This is a genomic window from Paenibacillus sp. FSL K6-2859 (assembly GCF_038008265.1).
GTDB classification, from domain to species: domain Bacteria; phylum Bacillota; class Bacilli; order Paenibacillales; family Paenibacillaceae; genus Paenibacillus_AQ; species Paenibacillus_AQ nitricinens.
The window spans coordinates 178,544-204,772 of sequence record NZ_JBBOYU010000002.1; the positions used below are offsets into that span (position 1 = coordinate 178,544).

Annotated in this window: 20 protein-coding genes and 3 pseudogenes; 1 reads left to right on the forward strand and 22 read right to left on the reverse strand. The window is 42.1% G+C overall.

What is annotated here, in order from left to right; genetic code table 11:
* Positions 1–34: 34 nt before the first annotated feature.
* From MHB64_RS31480 to MHB64_RS31540, 13 genes and pseudogenes are all read right to left on the reverse strand, one after another.
* On the reverse strand, positions 35–1,531 hold the full coding sequence (locus MHB64_RS31480; RefSeq protein ID WP_341136272.1) for an AAA family ATPase: 1,497 nt from the start codon (positions 1,529–1,531) through the stop codon (positions 35–37).
* Between the two features lie 33 nt (positions 1,532–1,564).
* Positions 1,565–2,239, reverse strand: coding sequence for a RadC family protein (radC, locus tag MHB64_RS31485; RefSeq protein ID WP_341136273.1), 675 nt, complete (start codon positions 2,237–2,239; stop codon positions 1,565–1,567).
* A gap of 322 nt (positions 2,240–2,561) precedes the next feature.
* The gene (locus MHB64_RS31490; protein ID WP_076179572.1) at positions 2,562–2,813 is read right to left on the reverse strand and encodes a hypothetical protein; all 252 of its coding nucleotides are present in this window, start codon (positions 2,811–2,813) and stop codon (positions 2,562–2,564) included.
* Positions 2,814–2,852: 39 nt separating this feature from the next.
* Entirely contained in the window at positions 2,853–3,437 is a 585-nt protein-coding gene (locus MHB64_RS31495) for a hypothetical protein (RefSeq protein ID WP_341136274.1), read from the reverse strand.
* Complete coding sequence (locus MHB64_RS31500) at positions 3,418–4,044, reverse strand: hypothetical protein (protein ID WP_341136275.1); 627 nt, start codon at positions 4,042–4,044, stop codon at positions 3,418–3,420. Before MHB64_RS31500 ends, MHB64_RS31495 begins: the two co-directional genes overlap by 20 nt.
* Before the next feature lie 260 nt (positions 4,045–4,304).
* Complete coding sequence (locus MHB64_RS31505; protein WP_229696535.1) at positions 4,305–4,541, reverse strand: hypothetical protein; 237 nt, start codon at positions 4,539–4,541, stop codon at positions 4,305–4,307.
* 223 nt (positions 4,542–4,764) lie between these two features.
* Entirely contained in the window at positions 4,765–5,136 is a 372-nt protein-coding gene (locus tag MHB64_RS31510) for a DUF4258 domain-containing protein (protein ID WP_076316043.1), read from the reverse strand.
* Positions 5,137–6,033: 897 nt separating this feature from the next.
* Entirely contained in the window at positions 6,034–6,948 is a 915-nt protein-coding gene (locus MHB64_RS31515; protein WP_341136276.1) for a phosphotransferase, read from the reverse strand.
* 228 nt (positions 6,949–7,176) lie between these two features.
* Positions 7,177–7,269 (reverse strand): annotated as a pseudogene (locus MHB64_RS31520) (LuxR C-terminal-related transcriptional regulator); the annotation flags it as partial.
* Positions 7,270–7,452: 183 nt separating this feature from the next.
* Positions 7,453–10,083: a hypothetical protein gene (locus MHB64_RS31525; protein ID WP_341136277.1), complete on the reverse strand. Its 2,631-nt coding sequence runs from the start codon at positions 10,081–10,083 to the stop codon at positions 7,453–7,455.
* 179 nt (positions 10,084–10,262) lie between these two features.
* A pseudogene (locus MHB64_RS31530) lies at positions 10,263–10,346 on the reverse strand (transposase); the annotation flags it as partial.
* A gap of 328 nt (positions 10,347–10,674) precedes the next feature.
* Positions 10,675–10,875 (reverse strand): hypothetical protein, encoded by a 201-nt coding sequence (locus tag MHB64_RS31535; RefSeq protein WP_341136278.1) that lies wholly within the window; start codon positions 10,873–10,875, stop codon positions 10,675–10,677.
* 289 nt (positions 10,876–11,164) lie between these two features.
* Positions 11,165–11,251: pseudogene (locus MHB64_RS31540) on the reverse strand (helix-turn-helix domain-containing protein); the annotation flags it as partial.
* Positions 11,252–11,466: 215 nt separating this feature from the next.
* Between MHB64_RS31540 and MHB64_RS31545 the strand changes: the two are divergent.
* Complete coding sequence (locus tag MHB64_RS31545) at positions 11,467–12,738, forward strand: IS110 family transposase (RefSeq protein WP_341136279.1); 1,272 nt, start codon at positions 11,467–11,469, stop codon at positions 12,736–12,738.
* Positions 12,739–13,234: 496 nt separating this feature from the next.
* Here MHB64_RS31545 and MHB64_RS31550 read toward each other — a convergent pair whose 3' ends face one another.
* The 9 genes from MHB64_RS31550 to MHB64_RS31590 form a co-directional block, all read right to left on the reverse strand.
* A complete protein-coding gene (locus MHB64_RS31550; protein WP_341136280.1) occupies positions 13,235–14,038 on the reverse strand; it encodes a hypothetical protein in 804 nt (267 codons plus the stop codon).
* Between the two features lie 432 nt (positions 14,039–14,470).
* Entirely contained in the window at positions 14,471–14,911 is a 441-nt protein-coding gene (locus MHB64_RS31555; protein WP_341136281.1) for a hypothetical protein, read from the reverse strand.
* Positions 14,911–16,728: a glucosaminidase domain-containing protein gene (locus MHB64_RS31560; protein ID WP_341136282.1), complete on the reverse strand. Its 1,818-nt coding sequence runs from the start codon at positions 16,726–16,728 to the stop codon at positions 14,911–14,913. Before MHB64_RS31560 ends, MHB64_RS31555 begins: the two co-directional genes overlap by 1 nt.
* A gap of 21 nt (positions 16,729–16,749) precedes the next feature.
* Positions 16,750–21,099: a CD3337/EF1877 family mobilome membrane protein gene (locus MHB64_RS31565; RefSeq protein ID WP_341136283.1), complete on the reverse strand. Its 4,350-nt coding sequence runs from the start codon at positions 21,097–21,099 to the stop codon at positions 16,750–16,752.
* Positions 21,100–21,102: 3 nt separating this feature from the next.
* Complete coding sequence (locus MHB64_RS31570; protein ID WP_341136284.1) at positions 21,103–23,739, reverse strand: ATP-binding protein; 2,637 nt, start codon at positions 23,737–23,739, stop codon at positions 21,103–21,105.
* Between the two features lie 31 nt (positions 23,740–23,770).
* Entirely contained in the window at positions 23,771–24,172 is a 402-nt protein-coding gene (locus tag MHB64_RS31575) for a TcpE family conjugal transfer membrane protein (RefSeq protein ID WP_076179056.1), read from the reverse strand.
* A 6-nt stretch (positions 24,173–24,178) separates the two neighbouring features.
* Positions 24,179–24,490: a hypothetical protein gene (locus MHB64_RS31580; protein ID WP_076179055.1), complete on the reverse strand. Its 312-nt coding sequence runs from the start codon at positions 24,488–24,490 to the stop codon at positions 24,179–24,181.
* 29 nt (positions 24,491–24,519) lie between these two features.
* Positions 24,520–25,671, reverse strand: coding sequence for a conjugal transfer protein (locus MHB64_RS31585; protein ID WP_341136285.1), 1,152 nt, complete (start codon positions 25,669–25,671; stop codon positions 24,520–24,522).
* A gap of 15 nt (positions 25,672–25,686) precedes the next feature.
* Entirely contained in the window at positions 25,687–26,067 is a 381-nt protein-coding gene (locus MHB64_RS31590; RefSeq protein WP_341136286.1) for a hypothetical protein, read from the reverse strand.
* Positions 26,068–26,229: the final 162 nt, after the last annotated feature.

A 26,229-nucleotide genomic window follows, 5' to 3' on the forward strand; every position in this document is an offset into this window, starting at 1 on the left:
GCATTACGCCCGTAATCCTCCTTGTTTTTTCTTTCTATGCAACAATGATTTCGTGAGACAATTCTGCTTGGGGTAGGTAAGAGGTCACAAAGAACTGAGTGTGCTCTCCGATGACTTCTTCAATAGATTCTCCGTTGTCAATAAAGACAGGAATCATCATCCCTAGCGTCATGGCCACTAAATCTGCAAGCTCAAACGAAACTCGATTTTTATCAGCACTGGATAGTAAATAATACTCTTTCTCTTCATACCGTAGGCGGTAATGGAAAGTATAGTCCCCTTCTTTCCCACGTCTTGGAATAAACAAGATCTCAGTATGAGTCAACGCACGATTTGATGCAATCACTTGCATCTCAGCATACCGGAGCATGAATTCTTGTACGGAATCGACCTCTAGCAAAAGATAGTCCCTTTGTATTTTCGCATCAGTTAAATGTTTCTGAAGTAGCGGGGTATCTTTGATAGAATGTCCGTTCTTTTGTTTTAGCTCTATTTTAGCCTCGAGCATCTGAAGATCAAATTGAAGTTGCTGCAGCTCCTGCTCAGTTCGTGCTATAAATTCAGCCTTCTCTTCCTCGTAAAGAGCACGATTCGCGTCTATATCCTTCCGTAGGGCAAACCCCTCATTTAGGACATCATTACAGCGATTTGCGATTTGATCTAGCTCAAATTTTCTATTAATACATTCTCTCTCTCCACCATTAATCGGTGTATTGTTTAACGTTACCCAGCTTGCAACTTCTGCATCATATCGCTTTCGCAGTTCTTTAGATTCCAGTTCCCATACATTGACGTGTTCCGGAAATGCAGGTCCCGCTTCCTGCTCAAGATTCTCAATTTGTTGACGTAGATCCGTCATTTTACGCTCATCATCCTCGATGACAGCAGAAGACCCTTGTAGCGCATTCTTGAGAAGCAGTTGAGCTATTTCTTTTTCTGTATCATGAATATAGTCGTTCCATTCACTCAGTTCACTTTTTAAGGACTGCAGATATTGGAGTGGATCTCTCAATCCGTCTATATTCAGACGTGCCTGAGTCTCCACTGGAAGACTATTCATGACTTGAGCGACATCTTGTGCTTGAAGCATGGAGAGAACTACATTGTTCGTCCTAGCCGCTCCGATTCCACCGATATACCCCGGAAGAAAGATACTAAGTAATGTATCTGTTTCTCCAAACCATTCATCAAAATCATCTTGGCTAACTTTTTCATCATCCAAAAATAGACGCATGGAGCGGGCAGTACTAATACGGCAGAACGAATGCTTAACAAGAAGTCCTTCAAGGGTATGAAACTCCCAAGTGGTAACGACTTTCATTTCTTTAGTATTGGGATTAGCCAAACGTTTCTTGACTCCCTTTACATTCCCCGTTAAATCGCACCCTTTCAGGCACCATATGATGGCTTCGCTAAGGGTAGTCTTTCCCTGTCCGCGATCACCAGTGATATGGTTACCCATTCCAAAAGAAAAGGAGTGCTCCGTTTCATAGAGTTTGAAACCAGTGATCTGAGTTAGTACCAGTTTCATCTTATATGCCTGATACATTTTTATATTCCTCTCTCACAAAAGACCTCTTTCTTTCATGCTTGTATTGGATTGACTCCCGATGATGACATGATCGAGTAGATCGATTCCAATAAGCTCACCAGCTTCCACTAATCTCTTCGTTAGTTCAACATCTTCTTTAGATGGTGTACCATCGCCAGATGGGTGATTATGTGCACCAATGATGGAAACTGCACCGCGCCGGATGGCTGCTTTAAACACTTCTCTGGGATGAACAAGAGCTGTGTTTATAGTGCCTATGGAGATCGTTTCTCTCCCAATCACTTTGTTCTTTGTGTCTAAAAATAGGAGAACAAAATGTTCTTTGTCGAGGAATTTGAGATCTTCTAGGTACTCGTAACAATCCTGTGGAGAACGAATGATCGTAATCTCCTCTTTTTTTACTGCATGTGCCCTGCGGGAAAACTCAAACAAGGCTACGATCGGAAGACTTTGACGCTCATTAATACCAAACAATACCGACAGCTCAAATTCGGAAAGAGAAGCTAAATAACTAAGACCCTTTTCCAAAATTTGATCCACCAAGACTGACACACTTCTGTCTCTCACCAAAGGCTCTAAGATTAGTACGAGTAAATCTCTAGTGGACAGAGAGTTGGTATTGCACGATTGATAAAAAGAACTCCGAACTTCACGCACCGCATATTGATTGGTCTCTGTAATAGACATATTTTTCGCCCATGCCAATTGAAGGGGCAAAAGCCCCAATGCACAATGGCAGCGGGGCTTTCCTCCTCACAAATTGGTTTTTATAGGCATCCTAAAGGCATGGAATCTAGCTTCTAGAGAGCAATTTTCCGATCACTGTGCATTCTTTCAGCTTTTTCCGTCTTTCTGCCTCGAATTGTAGTTTCATCAGTTGTACCTTAGTCATGTTTTTTTGCCCATATGTATGTACTGGGGCGAAGCCCCTAATTACAACATAGCGGGGCTTCCTCCTTTAAATTAAATTATTTTTATGGTCTCCAGCTTCTTGCTTAACTAAAACTAATTACACTGCCACTGCCAGGTGAAGATGTCTTTTTAGCAGCTGCAGATTCAAGGCTTGTTGAACGCTTAGAAAAGGTTGACGCTCATTACTAGCTTGGATATTCGCACAAACTTGCGCTGGATGCGGATACCCATGAGCGGTCTCCCCTTTCAACCATTTTTCTGTACAAACAGAAATATTCCCTTGAATATCCACTGGCATGGATTGTAAATAGGTTTCAATATTGATCTCCTGCAGAGGAGTTAGTGTCATAATATAAGTCATCCTCTCAAGCGCCGCAGCGGGCGATATTTATACAACTAGATCGAAGCTGATTTGATCATCAGGCTTCTGCTGGCCTTTCAAATTATGTTTCAATTCATCAAGCCAATGCGAAAAGCGCTGATGCGGGATCGAATTCCGAATATCCTCATTCCGGACTTCAAAATAATAGTGGTCAAGAATGGGATAAAACGAGAAATACAGTTGTTTCTCCGTTTTTGACCAAATCCTTGGATTGCTCTCGACAAATCCGTAGATTTGGCGAAACTGTTCAATATCAAGAGCAACCTGCATCCAATTAACTGAAGTCACAAAGTGCTGACTCATCGTAAAGTACCAATCGGATAGCACTCGAGCTAGTAACTCCTTATCAGTTGGCCCATGCTCATTAGCGAAACGAATCCAAAAGTAGGAACGTTCGGGTGAACACATATTTACCCGGGCCTCCACGGTGAGTGAATGCGTACCTATGGAGCGGGTCCAGCGTTGTTTTTTACCAGGAGTCAGCTTGACTTGCTTCAGGACAGTTGCAACCGATTCTAACGGTGCTTCTACGTGCCATTTAAAAGCAATATATCGAAGCTTCATTCCGTACTCACGCCCCAATCCGTACATTGTTCCCGATGTTCATGCCAAGTGGAAGCGTACCGCGATAATTGCGGCCAGCCGCCAGCATGATGGTGTTATCAGGATCAAAACCCGCTTCTATTAGCTGATCGTTGATCATAGAAGACCAGACTTGCAGCTCAGCCGGTGTAAGCGCCGTTATATTCACGGGAACGAGTTGAGCTTTATTTATATCGACGAGACCATCACCAGTAAGGGAGTAAACGAATTCACCATAGGTTTTAGCAGTAAGTAGGTTTTCAGACATCCGCTTTTCAAATCCTCCCAAATTGACCAAGAGACAAACTCGTTTTGTCGTCAGTTGTTTCATTTCTATTTCCACCCTCCGGTTCGATTGGTTGATCTCCTCTGAAATGGCATAGGTGCCGATCTTTAGCGGTATGTTATGAAACGTGAAGAGTTCGAACAATTCTCTTTCAAATTGATCCGCATCTTCCATAGAGATTCGCTTCTTTCGGCCGCCAACAATCACATTCGTCTGAGGTGGTTTTACAACGTCAAAGTCAATGCAGACGTCGCTTCCATCCAGATCAACAATCGCAAGCCCACTGCAAAGGATACCTAAGTCGTCTTGAATCATTACCTTTTTAATCATCTGGAGATCCTCCCTTTTTTAGGCACAAAAAAAAAGGACACCGCAGTAGCAGCCTCCTTTATGCCATCCATATTTGATTTTTTATACATGAGTTACACCAATAAGGTATATATCATGTCTCCATCCCTAAAGGGATTACAGAAGCCGTGGACGTCCGTTAGTTATGATCCTAAATGATGTACTCCTAAAGGAATCATCTAGAAAAACAACATCGTTGTTCCTCAATAACATCTGTACTATTTATAACTCCTAGGAAAAAATTAATGTTGTTGAGCTTCTTTAGGCAGGAAATCTTGGATTGTGAATTTCTGCTTTAGATCCTGCATGGATACAGTAATCTCTCCAATAATACTGCGATCCACGAGCAATCTTACATAACCCGCAATCAGAGCACTATCATTAAGAAGCATTTGTTCGTCACATTCGCACTTTTGAACTGGAACATCAGTTACTACTAACGTTCCTCCATCAAATTGACGTTTATTAGTAATCAACATAGTATTGATCTCCTTTTTGCACCGGCCACATTGAGACATAAAGCATCCCTCCTATGACCTTATTTTATCATGGTTTACTAAATTCAACAAAAAATAGATGCACTATTTTTATCCAAAAACTGCTCGACTAATCAAGACAAGTGTTCCTACGATGTAGGTAAGGATAAGCAAGGCATGTACTTTGTTTGCATCTTTAGCAGGCATCATTTCTATTCCTCTTCTCTCATGATTTAGGGATGTATTTGCTGTAACGCTCCCTGTCCACAGGAAATACTGTTTTTACGATGAACTGATTACCAGTCTTCATCAAGATAATCACGACAGCCCAATTACCGGATACTGCAGGACCGATAATGGTCCGCTCCGGTTCAGGATTTCTTCCTCTCTCGCCACTATCGTACCCTTCGACGATCTCACCATTAGCAATTGCCCATACGATATCAAGTTCGTCAAACACACGATCCGGATAATCCGAATTATGATAACGATCTTGCATGTAATGAGGACTAATCGTTGTGACGTAACCATCAAGATGATTCACGCCTTTTCTTATGCATTCCAGCTCTTTTGGCCAGTATTTCTTCATATGGTCCATCTCTATCCCCCCCTTTTCATGTTTTTAGACATAATAAAAAAAGCCTTGAAATGAAAAAAAGGCATAACCAAAAAAATGGTCATACTTTTTCAACCTCAAGGCATATTCTATAAGTTGTCAATAAAGACAACAGCTCCTTCTCCAGCTGAATATAAGACAGCGGAGAAAATGAATGTGTTTCGTAATGAGGTAATTATATCCTAATCAATGAAAAGGGGCAATAGAGTAGGCATATCTTTCGATACCTTATATTGCCTGGTCATTTATGCTTTTTACCTAGAAAGTCGTTGTGGTTGAGATACGTAACATTTATAAGTACATTAGTTAACCAATGACTTAACGTTAACGGATCCTCTCTTTTAAACAACATGGCAATCACTTATTCCTCATATGCTTTGATTACTTGTGCAACATCATCTTCAACAAGGATTAAGTCGCATGGGTCTGAATAACCGCTAATTCCATGGAACTCGCCTTGTCGAGTATAAAAAGTGATGTCCTCTTTTATAGAATAACCATATCGGGTTAATTGATCCTGAAATAAACCATCACGGCCTTTTGGATACTGCTCGTGTTCGGTAAAAATAAAGTATTAGACTGGAGTCGTTGATTTAACGCGGTTTTTGAATTGAAGAATCGTCAGCTTTTGAAAAGTAAGTTATAGACTGATCAATTAAAAGAAGCAGCGGCGGACCAAGACTTGATAAATAAAGTCTTAGACTGCCGCTGTTGTCGTTCAACTAACGTATCCCGTTAGCGCAACGACTTACTCTGTTGAATTTCGTGTTCCTCAACATAAAGCGGCATCAGAGAAGGCGAATCGTACCTTATCGCGGCCTTTAAACGACAAAATGGTGCCGATAGCCATAGTCCCATAGCTGCAACGAAATAATGAGCCTAATCCGACAGTGCCCGCATGATGTTGGATTTCGCCTCTGCCGCAATCGCTTCATTCCCGTCATCGACCGCTTGCATCAAGATCAGTACGGGGATGTATACCGCGATCAGCCGCGCCAGCAGCTTCGTTTCCTCGTCCACTCCTCCGTAAGTTTCGAAAAACACGCCGCGAGCGTAAGGTGGTAAAAAGCTGTAAGCAACGCTCAAATCGCAAGCCGGATGGCCTACGCTCAGATCGCCCCAATCAATGATGCCGGAAACGATCCCGTTCTCATTCACAAGCATATTTTTGAAATGAAGATCGCCATGTAGCAGTGCATTCACCGCCTCGACACGGTCCGTTTGCAGCCTGCTAATATACACTTCGATCACACCGGACTCCTCCGGTGACAAGTGTTCAACCACCTTCGATAGAAAGCCCTCCAATTTCACTTTGCGCGATGTTATGTCCGTCAAGCTTCGATGATCTTGCTGAACTCCGCACTTCAGCGCCGCCTGCACCGGAAACTCATGCAATCTCCGCAAAAATTTCGCCAGCGTCTCTGCCGATAAAGCCCGGCGTTCTTCCGTCAAACCGATGGGGAAAACTCCTGGCACGTAGGCATAGCCAAGAAATGGTGCCGGGTATTCGTCACTTGCTTCGCCATAAAACAACGGTTTCGGATAGGGGATGGTCATATATGCCTCCAGCTTCGGCAGCAGCTTCCCTTCCATACGAATCGAGCCAACTGCAATCGTTCTTCTTGGAAACCGGAACACGTACTCGTCACCGATGAGAAAAACCGTATTGTCCCAGCCCCAGCCCAATCGCTTCACTTGCTTCGATGACAGCTGAGGGAATTGTCTGCCGATCAGCTTCCGCGCCTGCTCTTCGTTAACCTCCCACTCCGCATCCCATACATTCGTTCCTCCCATGAAATGTCTGCCTCCTCGTTCCTTACTTTATTTAGACGTTTGCATTTCCTGGAAGTTACGCATAACTGCCCGTTAGATTAATATTATTCATGTGATTTAAAAGATTCATAATAAAAAGAATAGGATAACGACAATCATACATCGCTCTTTCCTACACAACAAAAAACCTCCCCCCACCCCGAAGGGTAAAAGAAGGCTTAAACGCGTCACTTCCGAAGACATGGCCAGCTATATTTTCAGCTCCCCAAGCTTGATCAGCTCGACAACCGCTTGTGAACGGCCTTTTACGTTTAATTTTTGCATGACATTGGAGATGTGGTCTAATCTATGATTCTATTCTAGATGGCTTTACCCATCCAGTAGAGTGAAGGGTCTTATTTTCTGGATTCTGCAAACCATACTGAGAACTATCAATATTTCGATAGGGAAATTAGGATCAGAAAGTAAAAAGATGTTGCCATCATCTATTTACTTCTAATTTGTTTCGGATGTGAACTGCTTACGTCAATACCAGATATCAATCTCATATTGTCCGCTATCGGGATTTAAATAAATCACATACTCCATATTGATTCCGGAAATTTGCGTTTCGATTTTGTTAGTGGGCTTTTCTGAAACCAGTTGTTTTAAGGAATCTTCGAGCTCATTCATAGAGGCGCCCGTATGAGCTTCGACAATATCGCGAGTAAGGTCAAAAATCACATCTTCCGCACCTCTGGATAACATTCTAATAATTGTGATACGATTCTTAAATTTGTCATCATCATAAGATTGGTAGCTGAAGAATTCCGAATTTTCCACATCATCTGATCCCTGTAACGAACAGTAGATTGAATCTATATCTGCGTCTGGTAAGACTGTGAACCCGTGCTTAAGGCCGATCTCTGGAACAACGGCCATTCGCTCTGCAACCGCTTTGGCCTCAACTAGCGCCGCGGCAGCGATTTCTTGTTGCTCTGCCTCGTAATCGAAATGAATATAGAAGTTTTCTTTCTGCTCTTCGTACTGAAGCGCATTGGCCCCGGGGATAGTGCCCGTCACCAGAATAGTAGCATTCTCTCCTGCGGCAATAAACTTGCGGCCATCCCACAGTATAGCGGATATTAGATGCTTGGTCGCCTTTGGAGAGGTTTTGAAAGTGATCCCGTCAGATGAATATTGAAGGTTGCCGTCTCTGCCCGCCGTTACATAGATTTGCCCATTCCAGGATACAGGGCTGTAAAAGGAACCGGAAGAAGATGCATTTTTAACATTCCATGTGATTCCATTGGAGGAAGTGGCTATTACAGGATGCCCAGAGTCATTGCCTGTAAATGCCGATGCATTAAAAGTTATAAATTGCTTGCCGTTCCATACCAAATGCGATGCCTTTAAGTTGAATTTCTTATTATTTTGGGTGACGGAAATTTTGTTCCATTTGGACCCATCCGAAGAACTATAGAGCACCTCCGGATTGTTGGTTTGTCCGATCATGACGGTTCCGTTGCTGACCACTGTACTCATTACTTGTGCCGTTGATTTCAGTTTGCTCCAATTGAGTCCATCTGTCGAGGTGATATAGCCTTTATCCCCAAAAATATAGAAAACATTATTAATGCTTGCCGTACTGTATATCGTTTTAATTTTGACCGGCAATTCACGCTCGACCCAAACGCCGGGTTCCGTTGAATAGTAATATTTCGCATCTTTATAGCCAAATACGTATGCGTAATCGCGTTCCTGGCCGACAGCTATTGCCGTACCGTTAATAGCCGTGATTCCACTCCAATGCAGATCCGATTTTAGAGTTTTTTCATCGAAGGGCTTCCAACTGTAACCGTCGGCTGATTCCCAGAGAGGGCCATTCTCACCACCGGCAATATAACGATCATGTCCATTAAAGGCGATGTATTTAAAATCTGTTGAAGGCCGTTCACGGACGACAGTTCCTCTTTTTAAATCCGTGGAGGTCAGGATCGTTCCGTTATTGCCCGCCATCACATATTGGCTACCGTCGAAAATGATTTTATTCAGATTTGACTGACGCCCGGTTGCGTCGCTAAATTGAAAGGGCTGGAAGGTAGAATTGTAATCGGACCATTTATACCAAAATGCTCCATCCATCGAACGCATAATCATACCATTGTATCCTGCAATTACATACTGATGACCATCCCAGACCAATGAATTCATAATTATATTGGAGAAACTGGACAAAGGATTTAATCCTTTAAATTGTTCTGGTTCTTTTCCTACCGCGTCCGATGTTTTTTTTAATACGGATGTCCATTGTTTCCCATCGGTAGATGTATGTATAGTTCCTGTAGGCCCGCTTATACGACCGTCCCAGCCGGTAGCTACATACTTTCCATTAATATAGACCATATCCGTAAATTGACTCGGGAGCTTCGAATTGGTAGTCTGCCACAGGGACAAATCGCTCGAAGTGGATACTGTAAATTTCGACACGGCAGCATATTGCTTGCCGGTATACAGCAATTTTATATTATCTTGCGGAATTGCAAGCTTCTTGAGCGACCAATTCAAGCCATCAGGCGAAGTAAGAAGGACACTGCCTCCCACTTGAAATTGAGCCCCGTTCGTTCCTGTATTGCGCTGATAGAAGGTTTTTTTCCATTCGCCAAGGGCTACAAAACGCTTCCCATCCCAGAGGACACTGGCGATTTGTAAATCAGACCGCTCGATTTTGGCATTCCAGTTGATGGCATATTGGTCTTCATAATATTTGGGGTTATCTATTTTGACACTTTCTTTAACGCTGAAGGAGAAGTTTAGTTTACCCGATGCCCAGGATTGTCCATTTTGTGAAGTAAGGAGGCTGCCGCCGTCACCGGCAACAACAAATCGGGTTCCGTTCGTGGCTGCTGTCCGCAGATTATTCATCGTGCTTGTGGAAGTGCTCTGCCAGGATTGGGCTTTATCCGAAGAGGAAAGAATGGTACCTCCATCTCCAACAGCAACGTAAATATGTTGGCTATTAACCACGATATCATTCAAGTTGTTAGCTTCGGCGCTCTTGTTCACATTGGACCAAGTCAAAGTACTGGAAGCAGCATGTGTCTGTTGAGTCACTGGCATATAAAACGTAATAAGTAAGGATAACATAATGAAAAAAACAATTGATTTTCTTAACAAATTTATTCACCTCAAATTAGTCTTTTAAAGCACAGGGATATTTTTCCTATGCAAAAGTATAACAATTATATTGTCTTTCTGATATAGAAAAAATTATGGGAGCAATAAAACATTCGATCAATAACTTACGCTTCGATTTATAATTCGGCTGACAGCGGGTCGGATTTTTACGTTTTATCGTAAAACACATTGTGAATGATATCGCTTTTCAGCCATTTCCAAAGTCCCTCAATGGGATTGAGATCTGGAGAGTATTTAGGAACCAGGTGGTATATAGCTTTTCTGCTACGTTATTACAAACTAACCGAAAGCAATGGAGACCTCGAACAAGGGGTTGAGGCTGTTAAACAGTTTTGGAGTATGTTAAAAATCAGTCTAATTTATCTCTAGAAGAATTATTACAAAGATCAAAAAAAGCTGAGGAGTACTATAAAAACGAGTGCGAAAATATTATTACTGATGGATACAAGCATCATGGGAAAATAGATCGTGGCACTTATCTGGATAATATGAACAGTCAAACCATAAATAAAATTGAGGCAATCAAAAGTATATTAAAGGAGAACCCTCATATTCAGTATAATAAAATCGCTAGTACTCTTCGAATGATTTACCATTTACTCTTCTATGCTCGGCAATTTGCTCGGGTGACCAAGTCTGCTGAAATTGAGCTTCCAGTTCGCTTGCCAGCTCAGGACTAAAGCGACCCTTTGGCTTAGAAGATGCTCGACGCTCCTTATAAGCTGCATATAGTGTCTCCCTAGCTTTTCGCCAATCTCTCGGTTGGACCATTCCATACGATACAATATTTCTAGCTGACTAAGTTCGATTAAGCTAAAATGAGTGTAGCTCATGTTCTGATTCTCCTTGTGTAGGTGGTGTGGTAACTTCATTCTAAACGAATCAGTCATAGGTTATTTTCTTTCTCTTAATGTCTGTCGCACTTCATATTACAATCCGTCCAATAAAAAGTACTAGGGTAGCGACACACGTGTCGGTCCTTCCCTCCATAACAAAAAACCTCCCCCACCCCAAAGGGCGAAAGAAGGCTTAAACGCGTCACTTCCGAAGACATAGCCAGCTATATTTTCAGCTCCCCAAGCTTGATCAGCTCGACAACCGCTTGTGAACGGCCTTTCACGTTTAATTTTTGCATGACGTTGTGGAGTTGTGGTTTAAAGTACACTAATGATAAAGGTGCTGGTAAACTGATTGTTGATCTTAAGAAATCACCTAATGAAAAGACGTTAATTGAACTATCTTGTCCCGTTAGGATTCCTGTAGAACGTTAATTTTGCGCTTTGCATAAAAACGAGCGACTCCGGTACGATGGGGTAGTCACGGGTCATAGCCCTTTAGCCATCATAAGAAGGTCGCTCTATCTTGAATTTTAAAGCTCAAACCAAACAAAATCAACTGCTCGAACGCATTTCAACACAGCATCTTGTCGTCGGCATCGACATCGCCCAGCAGTCCCATGTTGCTCGCGCTGTCAACTTCCGTGGAATCACGCTCGGCACTCCGCTTCACTTCTCCAACAACGATGCCGGCTTTAGCCAACTGCTAGAGTGGATGAAAGATATGCAGGAAACGCACGAACTTAACGACACCATCATCGGTATGGAACCAACCGGCCACTACTGGCTCAGCCTCGCTGCCTGGCTCAAAGACCGGAGCCTCGAGGTCGTATTAGTAAACCCTCATCTCGTCAAAAAGAACAAGGAAAACCGCGACAATACTCCCTCCAAAAGCGACATTAAGGATGCCTTGGTTATCGCTGACATGGTGAAAAACGGCTACTACACGGTTATTAAAGAAACCAGTGAAGTATTCATAGAACTGCGAGTGCTCATGGCGAACCGGGAGACAATCGTCCATCGTCTTGTCAGCGTCAAGAACCAGATCCATCGCTGGGTCGACATTGTGTTTCCAGAGCTGAGGCAGGTATATAAACACCTCATTGGCTCCGGGTCGCTCGCTACACTGCGTCTCTTTCCAACGCCTGCTGATCTTCAAAAGCTCACCGTTCGCCAGGTGGTCGACGGCTGGAAAACAGTCATGAAACGACACAGCGGTGAACGAAGAGCTGGTGAGCTGCTGGCACTGGCAGCTCGCTCGGTCGGTGCAAAGCATGCCGAGAAAGCCTACAAGCTTCATCTACAACAGCTGCTGGCCGAATATGATCTGGCCATGGATCAGCTACAGGTAATCGAGGATGAAGTGGTGACTGCCCTGGCCCGTATTCCGCTGGCCAAGCCGCTACTCGCAATAAAGGGGATGAGCATCTTGTCTGTCGCCGGCATTCTGGGTGAAGCTGACGATCTCAGCGGCTATGCACATGGCAATGCATTGTTACGGCATGCCGGTCTCAACCTAGCTGAAGCGAGCTCTGGTAAATGGAAGGGCCAGATGTCCATCAGCAAACGTGGCAGACCAAGGCTTCGGCATGCCCTGTTCATGGCAACCATGGCCCTCATTATGAACGATGAAACGTTTAAACGTCAGCACGAAGTGAATGTAAAGACAAAAAGCATGAAGCCAATGCGCTCAGTGATAAAGCTTTGCGGCAAGCTGGCTCGCATTCTAGTTGCCATAGCACGCAGCGGTGAAGCTTATGAACCGGATCGGGCTCTTCCTATGAAACAGGTTGCTTAATCGCTTCACGAACAGCACGAAAACTGGCTTATTCGCAGGATTTCAAGATTGCACGGAGTACCGGACTACATTAAACAAAAGGGCATAGACCCGTACCGTTAGGAATACCGGCCTCCACCCTCTGGATAGGCGTAACGAAGGAATGAAAGGGCATAGACCCGTCGAGAAATGAGAGTGAAAGCCTCCAGAGGTACGTGGAGTAGCGTGCAGCAGATCAACAAAAAAGGAGCGAAAACTCGCCCCTTCTGTTCCTGCATGCGCATCGGTTGCCCATTTTGACGGCTCTCGTCCCATTCAATCCGGGCTACGATTCATCCTTTGGTGAATTCCTGCGAATAAGTGAGCATTCGAGAGAAAATTGTATCGTACCGAGGGAGCTTAATGAAGCATTGTGAGTCTAATACTTTATTTTCTCAGTCTACAACTTTATTTGCTGAGTCTAATACTTTATTTTCTCAGTCTACAACTTTATTTGCTGAGTCTAATACTTTATTTTTCAGTCTAGAACCTTATTTTCTTTTAACAGCTCGAATTTAACGCTGTTGTACTCGGTATCAAGTAATTTGACAAATGCCTTTTCTGCATCTGCAATTACTTTGATCTTATCTGACTGATAGTTCATATCATTTTCGATATCCTCTGTTGTGGAAAACACATTAATATTAAGAGGATGGATATCAAACATGAAGATTATCATTTCATCCGTTACTCTTGATGTAGGTGCTTTTGGATGAGCGTTTGTTAAGATATTCAGCCTGCCGTGATGTGCGTTATCAAATAATCTTACAAGACTGCTGTTCTCTTTGGAAATGCCAACATACAACAACTCGTAGGTGGAAAATTGTCTAAAATCAAACTCATTATCTGTTCTAACTGTTAATCGATTATGTGAGATCTGATACATAAGTGCCGTTGGAGTAAACCACAGAATGCACCTATTAGTGGATAGGTCTGTTACTCTAAACAGTCTATCTCCAATTTCTAACGCTACATCCTGAAAATCCACATTGTCTTTTAATAAATCATGGCCTAAGTAAAATCTCATTGGAGGACTAAATACACTACCCATTTTTAATTTGAAGAGAAAGATATGATTATCCTGATCGTAAGAGTAATCAGTAAAAAGGAGTTCTTCCCTTTGAGCAATCATATAGATTTTTGAATGCTGAACCTTTTCCTCTACTTCCTTGTCATTTGATAACCAGCTTGCTTCTTGATTTGAAAGCGGAGGGAATACAAGCACAAGTTCATTGTTTAAATACCGCATTTTTTTCTCCTTTAAAATATTGTTATAGACCATTACATGTCCAGAACATCAGGTGTTTTTTCGGAAAGACCAGCGCATTAACGCAGGTCGCCGCTTTGTTCATTCGAATGAGAACCCATCTTTTTCTGGTTCTAAAATACACAACCCTACACTACATTTCTATAGCTATTTCCATTATACTGCCCGTTAGGTTAATACGCTCGAGAGTCTAGTATTTTATTTCTTATTCTACTAGTTTATTTTCTTTTAACACTAAACATTTTTCTCTGACAGTTTCGAATATTATATTAAACCACTGGCTTCATTTATGACAGCTGGTTTAGTAACGGTGAAAGTCACATCAGTATCCTGTTCCATAACAGAGAAGAATTATATGATGTAATAACACAACAAACCGCCTTTAGAAGAAGGCGGTTTGTTGTGTTCACTCTGCTAATAAGATATAACTTCTTAATAATTACTGCACTATGCGGAAGCGGAGTTACCCCACTTCACATCAAACAGATGATGTAGCGTAGGATATAACGGTATATCAGCTTGACGGTCTTGCTGCAAGAGTAAGTAAAGGTCCAGCTTCGTATTATCTTCACCATTAAGTGTGCGGCTGTTCATCATACGAAGCAATAACTGATGCACGGTGTTCGTTGTTGCTGGATGTTCCGGATCCGTCCAGTTGCGATTAGTTTGGAAGAAAACATCCTCGTATCTGTGTAGGATAATCCAGCACAACTCGGTCTGTTGGTCCGATTCTAGTGATTCTGGGAATAACAAAGCTCGAAAAAGGGATGCATCATCCATGTTGTGGCCGGCCATAGACAACCAGGATTGGATTTCTTGGAAAGTAATCTCGAAATTGACCATGAGGTAAGTATCGCTGAACTGCAGGTTAACCAATTGTGTATTCATTAATAAGTCCCCTTTATATAATCTACATTCATCACATAAAATTCTCGTTCATTGGGTGCATAAATGGTTACTCTAATGGCTTCTGGAATGTCTTTTATTTCAATAACAGGAGCTTGCGCTTGAGAAGAGTGTACCACACGATCGTAATTTTCAAAATTAATTATTGGGTTTCCGGTTGTGGGATCGTTAATGGCTTTATAAACGGTATGATACTTACCGTTCATATACTGTTCCTCATGGGTTTCAAATGCCGGTCCTCCATAATATTGACTAATTCCAAAGGTTACAGTAATTAAACTACCAGCCCCACCGTCCCCACCGTCCCCACCGCCTCCTCCAACAAAACCGATATCAGTAAAGGGTTGGCCCGTTGTGGGGTCAATCCCTTGATTCATATCTAGCGAAGCTAAGTTTTGTTTTCGGATAATCGATTTCAGTTTGTTGGCATACTGACTATCCGTCGCATAACCAGCTCTTTGGAGTTCGTTAGCAAACTCATAAGGATTTTCTTTGGATAATGCGAAACGATAACGGCTGTTTTTAAGTAGGAAATCCGAATGGTCAGCAAAAGATCCTGCTACGCTAGAGTAGCTCCGGAATTTTGAAGTCGTGGGCACACGTACGCCATCCACTTCTTCATGTGTTCTTGCCAAGCAATAATCACCTTTATATGATTTATTCGCTTTAATACCAAACATATTATAATTGCATACCGCGTTCTTTCCTCTTCCAGATTCAAGTGCAGCTTGAGCAAGGGTGATACTTGCGGGCACCCCGCTCCTACGCTCCTCATACTGAGCCATTACAGCGTACTGGATGAAAAAGGGGTCGGTCAGTGATCCAAGATTTGGTGGGATGTATACCTCTTCTTTTTCCTCTTCTTCGCTTGGGTCTGGAACAGTAGGAACGTTACCGTTACTATAAAAGTTTGAAGAAGGCCCCCAACCCCCTCTAAGTAAGGGCCTAGTATAACCGACTCCATTTTCGTTGAATGGTGCTATTGAAGATCCTTCGAAGTTAATATTACTTAGATATAACATTTTCTTAGACAAATACTTTGGGTGATCCCCAGTAAGGTACGAAGTTACCGGTGTATCCCACTTCACTTTTTTAAACGCCTTAAATGCTTCCTCACTTGCCACATCCGTGAGTTTTGAAATAAGCATAACGTAGGGCTTGGGATCCGTTGCTTCTTCTCCATCTGGGATAAGTTCGTAATGTAAATGAGCACCGGTTGATCGTCCTGTGTTCCCTGATAAACCGATAATCTCTCCTTTTCTCACAACTTGTCCAGTGGTTACAAAGGCTTGGCTAAGATGTAAGTAACGGCTACTCATAGCAATTTCCGGATCACTGCTTTGAACGACAACATAAATCCCCGCATTTTGGGTGGATTCGGCATCGGAGTTTGTTGGAAAACTTACAGTCGTTACGACTCCTTCAAAGGAACTGGCGACAGGAGTACCCTCTGGGACACCAATATCAATCCCAGAGTGAAATGACGATACTTCTCCTGTCACGGGGTGCACCCGCTTTCCGTAGTCACTCGTGATTAAGTCTTCCATATCGGATGCATATATCTGTGGCGGGAGGATCTTATCACTAATGACGTTTGAACTGATCACAGCATTTGCGGAAGATACTGCGCTAGCGATGATGAAGAAAAAAAGGAAAATTGCGATACCTAAAGCTAATGCACCTAAGACATATGGATTAGTTAGCAGTTGTAGGGCCTGCTTTTTTAGCATGTCCGTACCCTTTTTTTTGAGCTTCTCTAATGCCTGGCGCTTAGCTATTTCTGCAAGACTATTACTCATGATTCGCTCCTTTAGAACCTATCAACTAGGTTTTCCGGGTTTTTGTTGTGGTGTTTGTCTAGCGATTCTAACTTTTTGTTGAACGGATTGACTGAGACTTTCGGCCGCTTGGGTAACTGGAGCGGTTTTACGAGCACGTTGCATTGTTTTTAAATGTCTGAGCTCGTCTTCTAATCCGCTTGAAATATTTGGAGAGATTTTTTGTTTAACCTCCATAGCCACTTTTTGAACTTGTTCGGTATTGATCTGGATCTTCAGATCTTCTACAGGTCCGGAACGATTTAATGCGGTTTTAGCCTCTTCCATTTTTGTTTTAAGAGTAGAATTTTTGATGTTAACAGTCTTAATATCAAGTTTTGGCGTTACTTTCCGGTTCACTCTCACATTCTGAACGACCTCTTGCTCAACTGTTCGGGTAGAAGAGTTAACTTTAGGTAACGTAACGGACTTTGAAACCATAGTGTTCGCATGTTGTTCTTGTTTCTTGATTTCGACATGAACACCACTACGTTGATCAATCCTCACCTTGTGCATCCTACGCTGACGAAGGGATTGCTCAGATACATTACTTGTAGACTGGAGCGGTAATATAGTCGATTTCGCCTGTTCCAGCGTTGCCTTCAGGTCTGGATTTTTGATATTGACTTGTTTCATATCCACTTGAACATCTTTACTGCGCTTAATGTTCACTTTATTCAGTGAACGTTGTTGAACGGACTGCTGAGATACATTGTTTGTCGATTGGATTGGTATGGAAGTACGCTTACTAGGTTCCATTCCAGTTCCCGATTGTCGAACATTCACAGTTTCTGCATGTACTTGTGTGCCTTTATAGCGCTTGATGTTCACTTTATTCAGTGAGCGCTGTTGAACGGACTGCTGGGCCACATCATTCGTGGATTGGAGCGGCAATATAGTCGCTCTAGCTTGTTGCATTCTAGCTTTCAGATCGGATTGTTGAACATTTACGCGTCCAACTTCCACCTTAGTGCCTGAATTACGGTTAAGGTTAACCTTATGCAGCATATTCTGTTGAACGGACTGCAGGGATGTCTTTCTTGTGGATCGGAATGGTGCTAATGCGTCCGCTCCCTGCTCCATCTTCGCCTTCAACTCTGGATTTTTGATGTTAACTTGTTGCATATCTACCTGAGTACCAGATCTGCGCTTGATGTTCACTTTGTTGAGGAGTGTTTGTTGTACAGACTGGCTAGCTACACTGCTTATTGCTTGAAGCGGCAATACAGCGGATTTTGCTTGCTGTAGATTGGCTACAAGATCCGCAGGTCTGACGTTCATTCGTCCCACTTCCACTTGCGTCCCAAACTTTCTTTGTACCCGCACCTTATGAAGCTGGCTTAGCTGGGCTGAAGTAGTCGTAGTCATGTTCGCAAGCGCTGCAGGAGTCTTCCCTACGTTACCTTCCACGGAAGAGCTAACGTTAACCCGATACTTTGCTCGTAATCGAGAAGGCATGATAGAGTAGGTATCTTCTGATAGTTTTGGATCCGCTTGGATTCTTCCAGTAAATAACCGTTTAATCTCCATTTGCTGAGTAACTTGTCTCCGCTTAAGGGTAATCGGTTTAGACTGTTCCTTTTGATCCAAACCACCAATCAACGTCTGGTCTACAATTGTGCGACGTACTTCTTGCTTCTTAGCAAGGTTACTACTCACGGAACTGTCTGGAAGCTTCGGTAATTTTGTGAGAACAGAAGCCTGACTTACCGGACCTACGATATAAGAAGGCGGAGGAATAATGACCTTATCCTGTTTAGCTTTAATATGAGTCACATTACTATCGAGCGATTGTTTAATATTTTGGTGTAGCTGTCCTTTACGCTCTTTCATTTGCGATTCGATAGCACTTCCTGGGATTTGAGGAACGCTAGAACGGAATGATTCGGTACTGATAGGAGCGGACTTATACAATGGAGTAACTTTGGTTTGACGGTCAACCGCATTTTTTTGATGTTTCTGTTTAGATAGGTAACTCTCCGGTAAAGCCACTACTTTCGTATTTTTGTTTGTGATTGGATCAATCTTTTGGCCAAGAGCGACTTTACGATCGTTCATCTGACTCGTTATATTGCCAGTCGGAAGCTTCGGCATCTGCGAAACAAGGAAATCTGTGCTCACGGGTGCGGCAAAATGAACAACCGGTTCAGGAATATAAATGCCTGCTGCAGGAGGAGCAATTTTACGTAAAGCTTCGTTTGCCTGAAGGAGTTTCATTTTATACTCGTTAAATTCAGGCATTTCATCAAATACCGGAGCGATAGAAGTCCTGCTATTCCGGTGCATCATAGTCTCATTTACCTTTTGAGTGGTATTCAGCCCAGCAACTTTAAACCGTGAGTCCATGTTTTTAACGAAGTCAGTGTGTTCGACTGGATTGCCTGTTACTTGTGAAGTATCGATTGCTCGCTTGTACTCCACTTTATAACGCTCAAAAAGTTGGATCATACAGAAGTCGTTCACTGAAGTCTGTAGCTTATGGTTCTTATTAAGGGACTTCACTCGAGCCATTTGATTAACGGCTTCTTTCGGACGATTAACCATATGGGAAGCAGCCTGGCGGATCGCATTCTCGTTTCCGTATACGGTAGCGGCTACTTCTTGGTCGTTCATGCTTTCTTGAACGCCTTGTGTTAAGACAGCCTGTTTCATATCTCCACCATCGTCTTTAATTTCTTTGAGGCGGTTCTTTTCTTCCTTCCATTCTTTGTCCATGCCACGGAACGGATTCTTTGTGCCGTTACGTAGGTTCTCATTCACTCGTTGTACATAAGGGGTGTATTGAACGTCTTCCCCTGACTCGGTGGCAATACTCTCTGCTGCTTGCTTCTCCCGCTGATAACGGAGCATCATACTAGAGCTTGTAGCGTCATTAAGGACTGTGGAAGCTTTTGAAAGTGAGCTTGGATTAAAGGTACTAGGTACACCTTCCCGCTCCTTGCTGTTAAAGATTCCACTGACTTTGTTAGCGGCAGTGTTATAAAGAGTTCTGGTTACGTTACGCTGAAAGGCATCAACAACCGTTGACTTTGCTTTAGGTATTTGTGGGATAACACCTGTAGCTTTAGAGAACACACTATTAATCTCTTCTCGGTATTTAAAAATAACAAAGATTATCACGGATTCTAGTAGGAGGCCAGTGAACCAGCCCTTTCCCCCCTTAACCGCGACCACATCATAGGTTACGTGACCCATAACGAGAGATAGATCTAAGAAAAACATAGTCATGGCGGTCGTTACTGCATAGCCGATCAGTTTAATAAATTGAGAACGAATGACGGCAATACCGGCTTCTCTACCAGGAAGTAATGAAGCTAACAAAGTAACGGACATAACAGCTGCGTGAACGATTAACTTCAGACGCATAAATATGGTCATCACTGCCCAGAAACAGAAGAAACCTAATATAAAGAGAGAAAAGATAAAATATACAAGGATGATAATCATTTGCTCCGCTGATCGAGCAGCCCCCACGCCGGGATACTTATCGGCTGCTTCAGCTAAAGCTATATCTCTTTCTCCCGAGAATGGTTTTGAAGTCAGCACCTTATCAAATAGGACGGGATCTTTTGTTGAAATTTCAGTGTTATCGAACTGTAACATCGAATAAGGACGAATGACGAGTTCATTCCAAACTTGCTCGGAGATCACAGTAACTCCGTTCTCAGCGTTTGTGTTCAACCCAGTGGCTTTTGCTAAGCCTTTGTACATCGTAGTTCCAACAGAACTGACCATTTGATTGGCCGTTTTTAAGAATGCACCGGACTGTGAAAAGAATGCTATACAAATAACCAGTGCGATAAAGAAGGATAGGGATTGTTGTAATCCATCCAGGAAGCGGGTACGCACCATTAACCAAAGGATGTAGGAAACGGTAATCATTACAGCAATACCGCCTAAGCCATCGAATAGGCCTCCAGAGGTGATAACGGCTCCATTTACACCTGTAATATTTCGGATAATGTCAGATACACTGTCTATCAGAGAGTCCATGAAGGAGAAAGTAAATGCTTCACGGGCTAGAAAGTTAAAGAAGCGGGTCAATTGTACGGATACTAGAAAACACATGGACAACATTTGGTCAAAGGCATTGACTAGACTATCCTTCGCGGCGGCACTTACTTGCCAAAAGTGATGGTCTTCAGAGACCGTTTGAAACGAATAATGAGAAACGCCATATCTGTTATACAGTGCATCTTTGTTAGTATCGCTTGGTACCATCGTATCAAGGGAATTTGCATAAATTATGCTAGCAGGGATAGAGGCTACGATAAAAAATACTAGAACTAGACCAAGGATGATCGACAGCCGCTTACTTTTTTTGAAACCGAGCGTCGAAGCCTTTATTTTCATTGACTAGTCCTCCTCTTCCTCTGAAGATGCTGCTTCATCCATATACTGCTGGAACTGTTCCAACACGGTGAAATCAGACTCCTCCGTATCAGTTTTTGGTTCAGCAGCAACTACAGGTGGACGTGTATCGAAGCAATCAAAGAGATGCTGGAAGACAACATCGATTTGTACAAGCCCAATACGACCATAGAGATCTTGCATTAAACACTGACCATTTGCTAGATTCTTGATCATATCGATATTCTCTTGGGTATCTTCCAGTCCAAAGTAGGATAAGGTATTTTTTATCTTCTTCGTATCCTGGTCACGGAAGGCGAACTTAACGCCAATATTCCCTGCTAAATCCCCGGCAACGTCAGTTGCGTTTTGTGTGACTATGATGGCTCCGCCTTTTAAGCTTCGTCCCGTACGAACAACCATATCTGCTAGTGCCTTACCCGCTTGGGTAGAGAGTAGTGCCCATGCTTCATCCATGAGTACGAATTTAAAGATGGATCGATCATGATAGATGAATTTAGTAGCGAAGCGGGCTATAGCAAACATTAAAGCTACGCTCATCTTCTCTTCCAGTGAGTAGTTTTCAGGCAGTTTTTCTGGAGAAGGCATCTTCAGATTTTGAACTTGTAATATATTAATGGCATAGTCCATTTTGATTGTTCGTTCTCCACCTGTACCAAACAAGAGTTTTGCAAAGGAGAGGGAGTGAAAACTTTCTAGTATTTCACCCAAGATTAAGGCGTCTTCACGTGTTTTTCCCATTTCAAATAAAACCGTAATACATTTCGCGAGATAAGGCTCAGGTTCACTTGCAACTTTGTTTACTGCTTGTGAAATATAACTGTAACCACGTTCATTTGTTTTCGTGGAAGAGAGATACGCTAAAATCTCAACAGCCGCTTCTTTTGCTGTTTCAATATCGTCAAAAAACATGACAAAAGGATCAAGTTTTCCCATATCTTCTTTCGAAGAGGATAGAGTGGCGACCTGAATCTGTCCAGCCAGTTCAGGTAAATCCTCTGGCCAATTGGAACGTTCCCCTTTCGGGTCAAATATTAAAGTCTTTCCTCCCAGTATGGCTGCATTCTGATATGCAAGAAGGTTAGCTAGGACGGATTTACCCCCGCCCAGTGTTCCAGTTACTGTCATACTTGGACTGCGGTTTTCTTGACTCGCAAGTGCGGGGTCGAAAAATACAGGGTGATCTAGTGTACCGGTAGTTCCGATATATAATCCCTTACCATCACCCAGTACTTGGGTAGCACCTATCATTCCTGAAGCTAGTTTTTCAGGTGGTATACGCTGTATATAGTCCGAAACATAGCGCGGTGAACCGGGAATAAAGTCATTAAACAAAAGCCACTGATCACCTGCAGGTAGTTCTACTTGTACGTTACCAAAATCTCGGTAATGGTCCTGAAGGATTTTACAATTGCTCTTCAGGATGTTTAAGTCTGTATGATAAAGGCCATAGGTAACATGTGTGATAAATGTAGGGTTTTTACGCTTCTTGTACTCATCCTCTAAATATAGCGCCCGCTCTTGCTTTTCTTGCAAATCGATCGGTATATTAGCGCCTGCTTCGTGGATATTTTTGACTTGATTATCGATATCCATTTTCTTCTTACTGAGCTTTTTAATTGCCTCAACCGACTCCATGACCTCAACCTTGATACTCATTTCTACTGGAAACGGTAATGTGGCTGCACTGTAGAGCCACTCACTACCTGGCATCTCTGCACTTTCCGGTAGATCAGAAAGGACCATATATGCATGATAGATATACTGATCTTTTCCGTCACAAAGTTGCTGTATTTTAATGCGTCGTGGGTGAGAACAATCCATTTCCCCTTCTGTGAGTGTGATAACCTGTCTTGAATCATAGAAGAAGGTATTTAAGCCACTGCGTATACCCTTGGTTTTTTTCGGAGACCAATGCTGCTCTTCTGTTGACCGCAAACTAGGGTCCGCAATTCCCCACCAAAAGTTTCGTTTTATGAGCCACTCCGTTGTCATTGGTGTACCTCGTGTGATTTTAAGACGGCGGGATAGACGATCAAAAATTTGTCGTTCTTTTACGAGATAACTCTGAAACTCATGCTCGAAAATTTCAGGTTCATTCATTCCTGATATATTCTCAATGGTCCGCATGGGATGGCGTATGAGTTTTTTGAGTTCTACTGCGATACTACCCACTTGTTCTAATAAATCTTTATCTTCACTTTTAGGGAGATACACGGCGATATACGGACGATAGTCTGCATTATTGGCCCCATTCTCAGTATTGTAGTTCCCTTGTAGATACTCATCCATTTCACTTACTATTTGAGTCGCACGTTTTTTCAAGGGGCCAGAAAGTCTTTTTTCTTTTAGTAGTTCATGATGTCGATGGATATCATGTGTTTTTGGCAACCATAGGATATGAAATTGATGTGTTAATAAGGATAAAAAAGAGGTTTGGCTAATTAATCTATCAATTTTCTGCTGGTCACTTAGATGGTCGTAAATAAATGAACTGATTTCATAAATAGCCCATACCTCTTTATTGCGGTTGAAAATTAAGTTTTCTTCAAAATATGCGATTGGGAATTCAATGCTGACTTTACTAGGTTTCTTCTTCGCTGGTGTTAAGAGTGATGACAAATTTTAGCCTCCTTTGAAAACGAGAGCGTGACTATCCACGCTCTCGTTTAGTTCGAAACACAACTTTGCTTCGGTACACGTATTTTTTGTTGTGCTCTATCTTACGGTACCTATGTAGATGCTTAGGACGTATTGAGAAGAGGATCATACTATATAGCCATTTATGGGGCGCTTTCCCATCTAGTTTTTGTTTTGTGATTATCCAAGTGGATAACAATGGGAGAAAAACATAGATGTACGCTCCAGGTATGAAGAATAGTATTTTACCGAGGATAATCCAAACCACTTCAATAGCACAAAAGGTAAGAACAACACGTAGATTTGCGGGAACGGGTAACTTTTTGCCTTCTAACGCATAGATAACCCAATCCAAATTCCAAATCTTCGTGTAGTTAGATACGGTGATCCGTGGTGGATCTTGTTTTTCATTCATGCTGCTTTACCCGAAGAACATAGTGAAGAATTTCCCACCCAAAGTCTTCATGGATTCCCAATTCATGATCATCGCAAGTACAAGGGTCATAGCAAAAAAGCTAAGCATTTTCATCCAATCTCTAACGAACATAAAATAAGCACCTACACACAACAAAATACCAGGGATAACAGCACCAACATTTTTTGTTAGCCAGTTCCCTATGTTTACACCTGGATCAGTAGCAGCAAAGGCTGGCATAGCAGCAAACATGGATACTACCAATAGAAGAGAAACTCGGAAAGCTATTCTATGACTCGCTTTATTCTTTTGAAGCATTAATAAAAACCCCTCTCAACGCTAATTTATTAATTTTGTGTTAAAGTCGAACTTGTTTCAGGAGCGGGACTTGCAGATGATATCGGTAAATTAGTTGGTGTCTGATCTTCATTCAATTGATGAGTTCCTACTGACAACACGTAAAATTTTCCATTTGTATCAGTGGCGTTTAATGTCCATGTATTAACAAATAATTCGCCTAGGTCGTTTTTAACAATGACAGAAGCCTTAATACGATAGTAATCAGGCATGCCATCTTGTTCTGTAACCTTATACATTGCTATAGATTCAACGGTATCTAAGGTGAAGTCAGATGGAATTAAGGTATCTGGTGATGAAGCATTATCTGAGTAATAGTACTTAAGCTGGCTAACATTTCCCTCTAAATAAGTTTTAAGAAAGCTTTCTGATAGTTCCTTCCCTCTAGAAAGCAAGGTCTTATCAGAAACAATATTACTGTCGTCACCATCGATTGAGGCTCCCTTTTGCTGATTGCCAATAAAACGTGGGTACGTTTCAATTAGAGGACCATCATCCGTCAGAGTAACTGGAACGACCATGTATGTTTTTTTGATAATGGTCTTTCCATTTGTTGAATTAGTCGGTGCAACTGCACTATTAGGGATATTTGAATCCGTCCCTATTTCCAAAGGAGCTTTAGTGTTGCTCATTTCTACTTCTCTTCTAACCAAAGTAGTAATATCAAAATGTGTAGGATCGATCATTTTGGAATCATAGATCTCTGCTGAGAGTACTCGTGACTCGCCTTTAACTTCAAAAAACTTTAAGCCGGCATCTTGATCGATGTTAATTATGAATTTGCTAATACGATCGATGCGGTCATTTGCATTAGTGGTATTCCAGGTAAAATACTCTGTGGCAAAATCTGTTGCGAAGCCTTTTACTGAATCAGAGATTGTGGGTGAATTGCTTTCAACGTTGGTCACTTTTTCTATGATTTGTGGTCCTCGTGCGAAAGATACCACTCCCCTAATCAGTATAAAAAAACAAAAAGTCCAAAAGAGAATTCGTAAAGCCCTCTTAGGTGCCATGGTTTTTGGTGCACGTGGTTTAATCGACTTGTCTGATTTCAATTTCTTTTTTTTCTCTTCTTTTGAGGCTTCATGAATCTCAGCCTCATCAGACTCTGCTTTTTTTTTGTTTTTTGAGAACAATCCCAAAACGAGATCACCTGCCTAAGAGGATTTTTTGTTTTTTTTGCCAAAACTTAAAGAAATAATAAATATCACTACAAACACAAGGATTAAAGCATGTTTTGTATCTAAGACCATCAACCAGCGCCAACTATCTTGAATTCTCGCCCACAACCCTGGAATTTCATTTACGATTGCGTTTGAGGAATAATCAATGATCTCTGCTACTTTTTCATGAGAATCACTTGGGGTCGTTGGCTGCTCAGTAACAGTTGGAGTTGGTAACGGCTTAGTTGTAGAAATAGCGGGTGGATCAGAAGCAGAATTATTCAATTTGCTAGGACTACGAATTAGTAGTACTGCAGCTATCAGAATGAAAAGTACACTCACACAGGTAATAGCAACTTTTTTGTTTTTTGTCATTCATTCACCTCCGATTCTAGTATATATATTAATTAACTAATAAGATATCTAATATATATACTAACATAATAGTATATTGTGTTGTACATGGTAAATATAAAAAAGACGAGTTTGTCAACTGTGGACAATTCTCGTCTTTTTATGTTTACTCATTTTCGAATG

Excerpts from the sequence above, each read along its gene's own strand:
- MHB64_RS31480 (WP_341136272.1), bottom strand. The coding sequence starts at position 1,531 with ATGAAACTGGTACTAACTCAGATCACTGGTTTCAAACTCTATGAAACG.
- radC (WP_341136273.1), bottom strand. The coding sequence starts at position 2,239 with ATGTCTATTACAGAGACCAATCAATATGCGGTGCGTGAAGTTCGGAGT.
- MHB64_RS31490 (WP_076179572.1), bottom strand. The coding sequence starts at position 2,813 with ATGACACTAACTCCTCTGCAGGAGATCAATATTGAAACCTATTTACAA.
- MHB64_RS31495 (WP_341136274.1), bottom strand. The coding sequence starts at position 3,437 with ATGTACGGATTGGGGCGTGAGTACGGAATGAAGCTTCGATATATTGCT.
- MHB64_RS31500 (WP_341136275.1), bottom strand. The coding sequence starts at position 4,044 with ATGATTAAAAAGGTAATGATTCAAGACGACTTAGGTATCCTTTGCAGT.
- MHB64_RS31505 (WP_229696535.1), bottom strand. The coding sequence starts at position 4,541 with ATGTTGATTACTAATAAACGTCAATTTGATGGAGGAACGTTAGTAGTA.
- MHB64_RS31510 (WP_076316043.1), bottom strand. The coding sequence starts at position 5,136 with ATGGACCATATGAAGAAATACTGGCCAAAAGAGCTGGAATGCATAAGA.
- MHB64_RS31515 (WP_341136276.1), bottom strand. The coding sequence starts at position 6,948 with ATGGGAGGAACGAATGTATGGGATGCGGAGTGGGAGGTTAACGAAGAG.
- MHB64_RS31535 (WP_341136278.1), bottom strand. The coding sequence starts at position 10,875 with ATGGTCCAACCGAGAGATTGGCGAAAAGCTAGGGAGACACTATATGCA.
- MHB64_RS31550 (WP_341136280.1), bottom strand. The coding sequence starts at position 14,038 with ATGGTCTATAACAATATTTTAAAGGAGAAAAAAATGCGGTATTTAAAC.
- MHB64_RS31555 (WP_341136281.1), bottom strand. The coding sequence starts at position 14,911 with ATGAATACACAATTGGTTAACCTGCAGTTCAGCGATACTTACCTCATG.
- MHB64_RS31560 (WP_341136282.1), bottom strand. The coding sequence starts at position 16,728 with ATGAGTAATAGTCTTGCAGAAATAGCTAAGCGCCAGGCATTAGAGAAG.
- MHB64_RS31565 (WP_341136283.1), bottom strand. The coding sequence starts at position 21,099 with ATGAAAATAAAGGCTTCGACGCTCGGTTTCAAAAAAAGTAAGCGGCTG.
- MHB64_RS31575 (WP_076179056.1), bottom strand. The coding sequence starts at position 24,172 with ATGAATGAAAAACAAGATCCACCACGGATCACCGTATCTAACTACACG.
- MHB64_RS31580 (WP_076179055.1), bottom strand. The coding sequence starts at position 24,490 with ATGCTTCAAAAGAATAAAGCGAGTCATAGAATAGCTTTCCGAGTTTCT.
- MHB64_RS31590 (WP_341136286.1), bottom strand. The coding sequence starts at position 26,067 with ATGACAAAAAACAAAAAAGTTGCTATTACCTGTGTGAGTGTACTTTTC.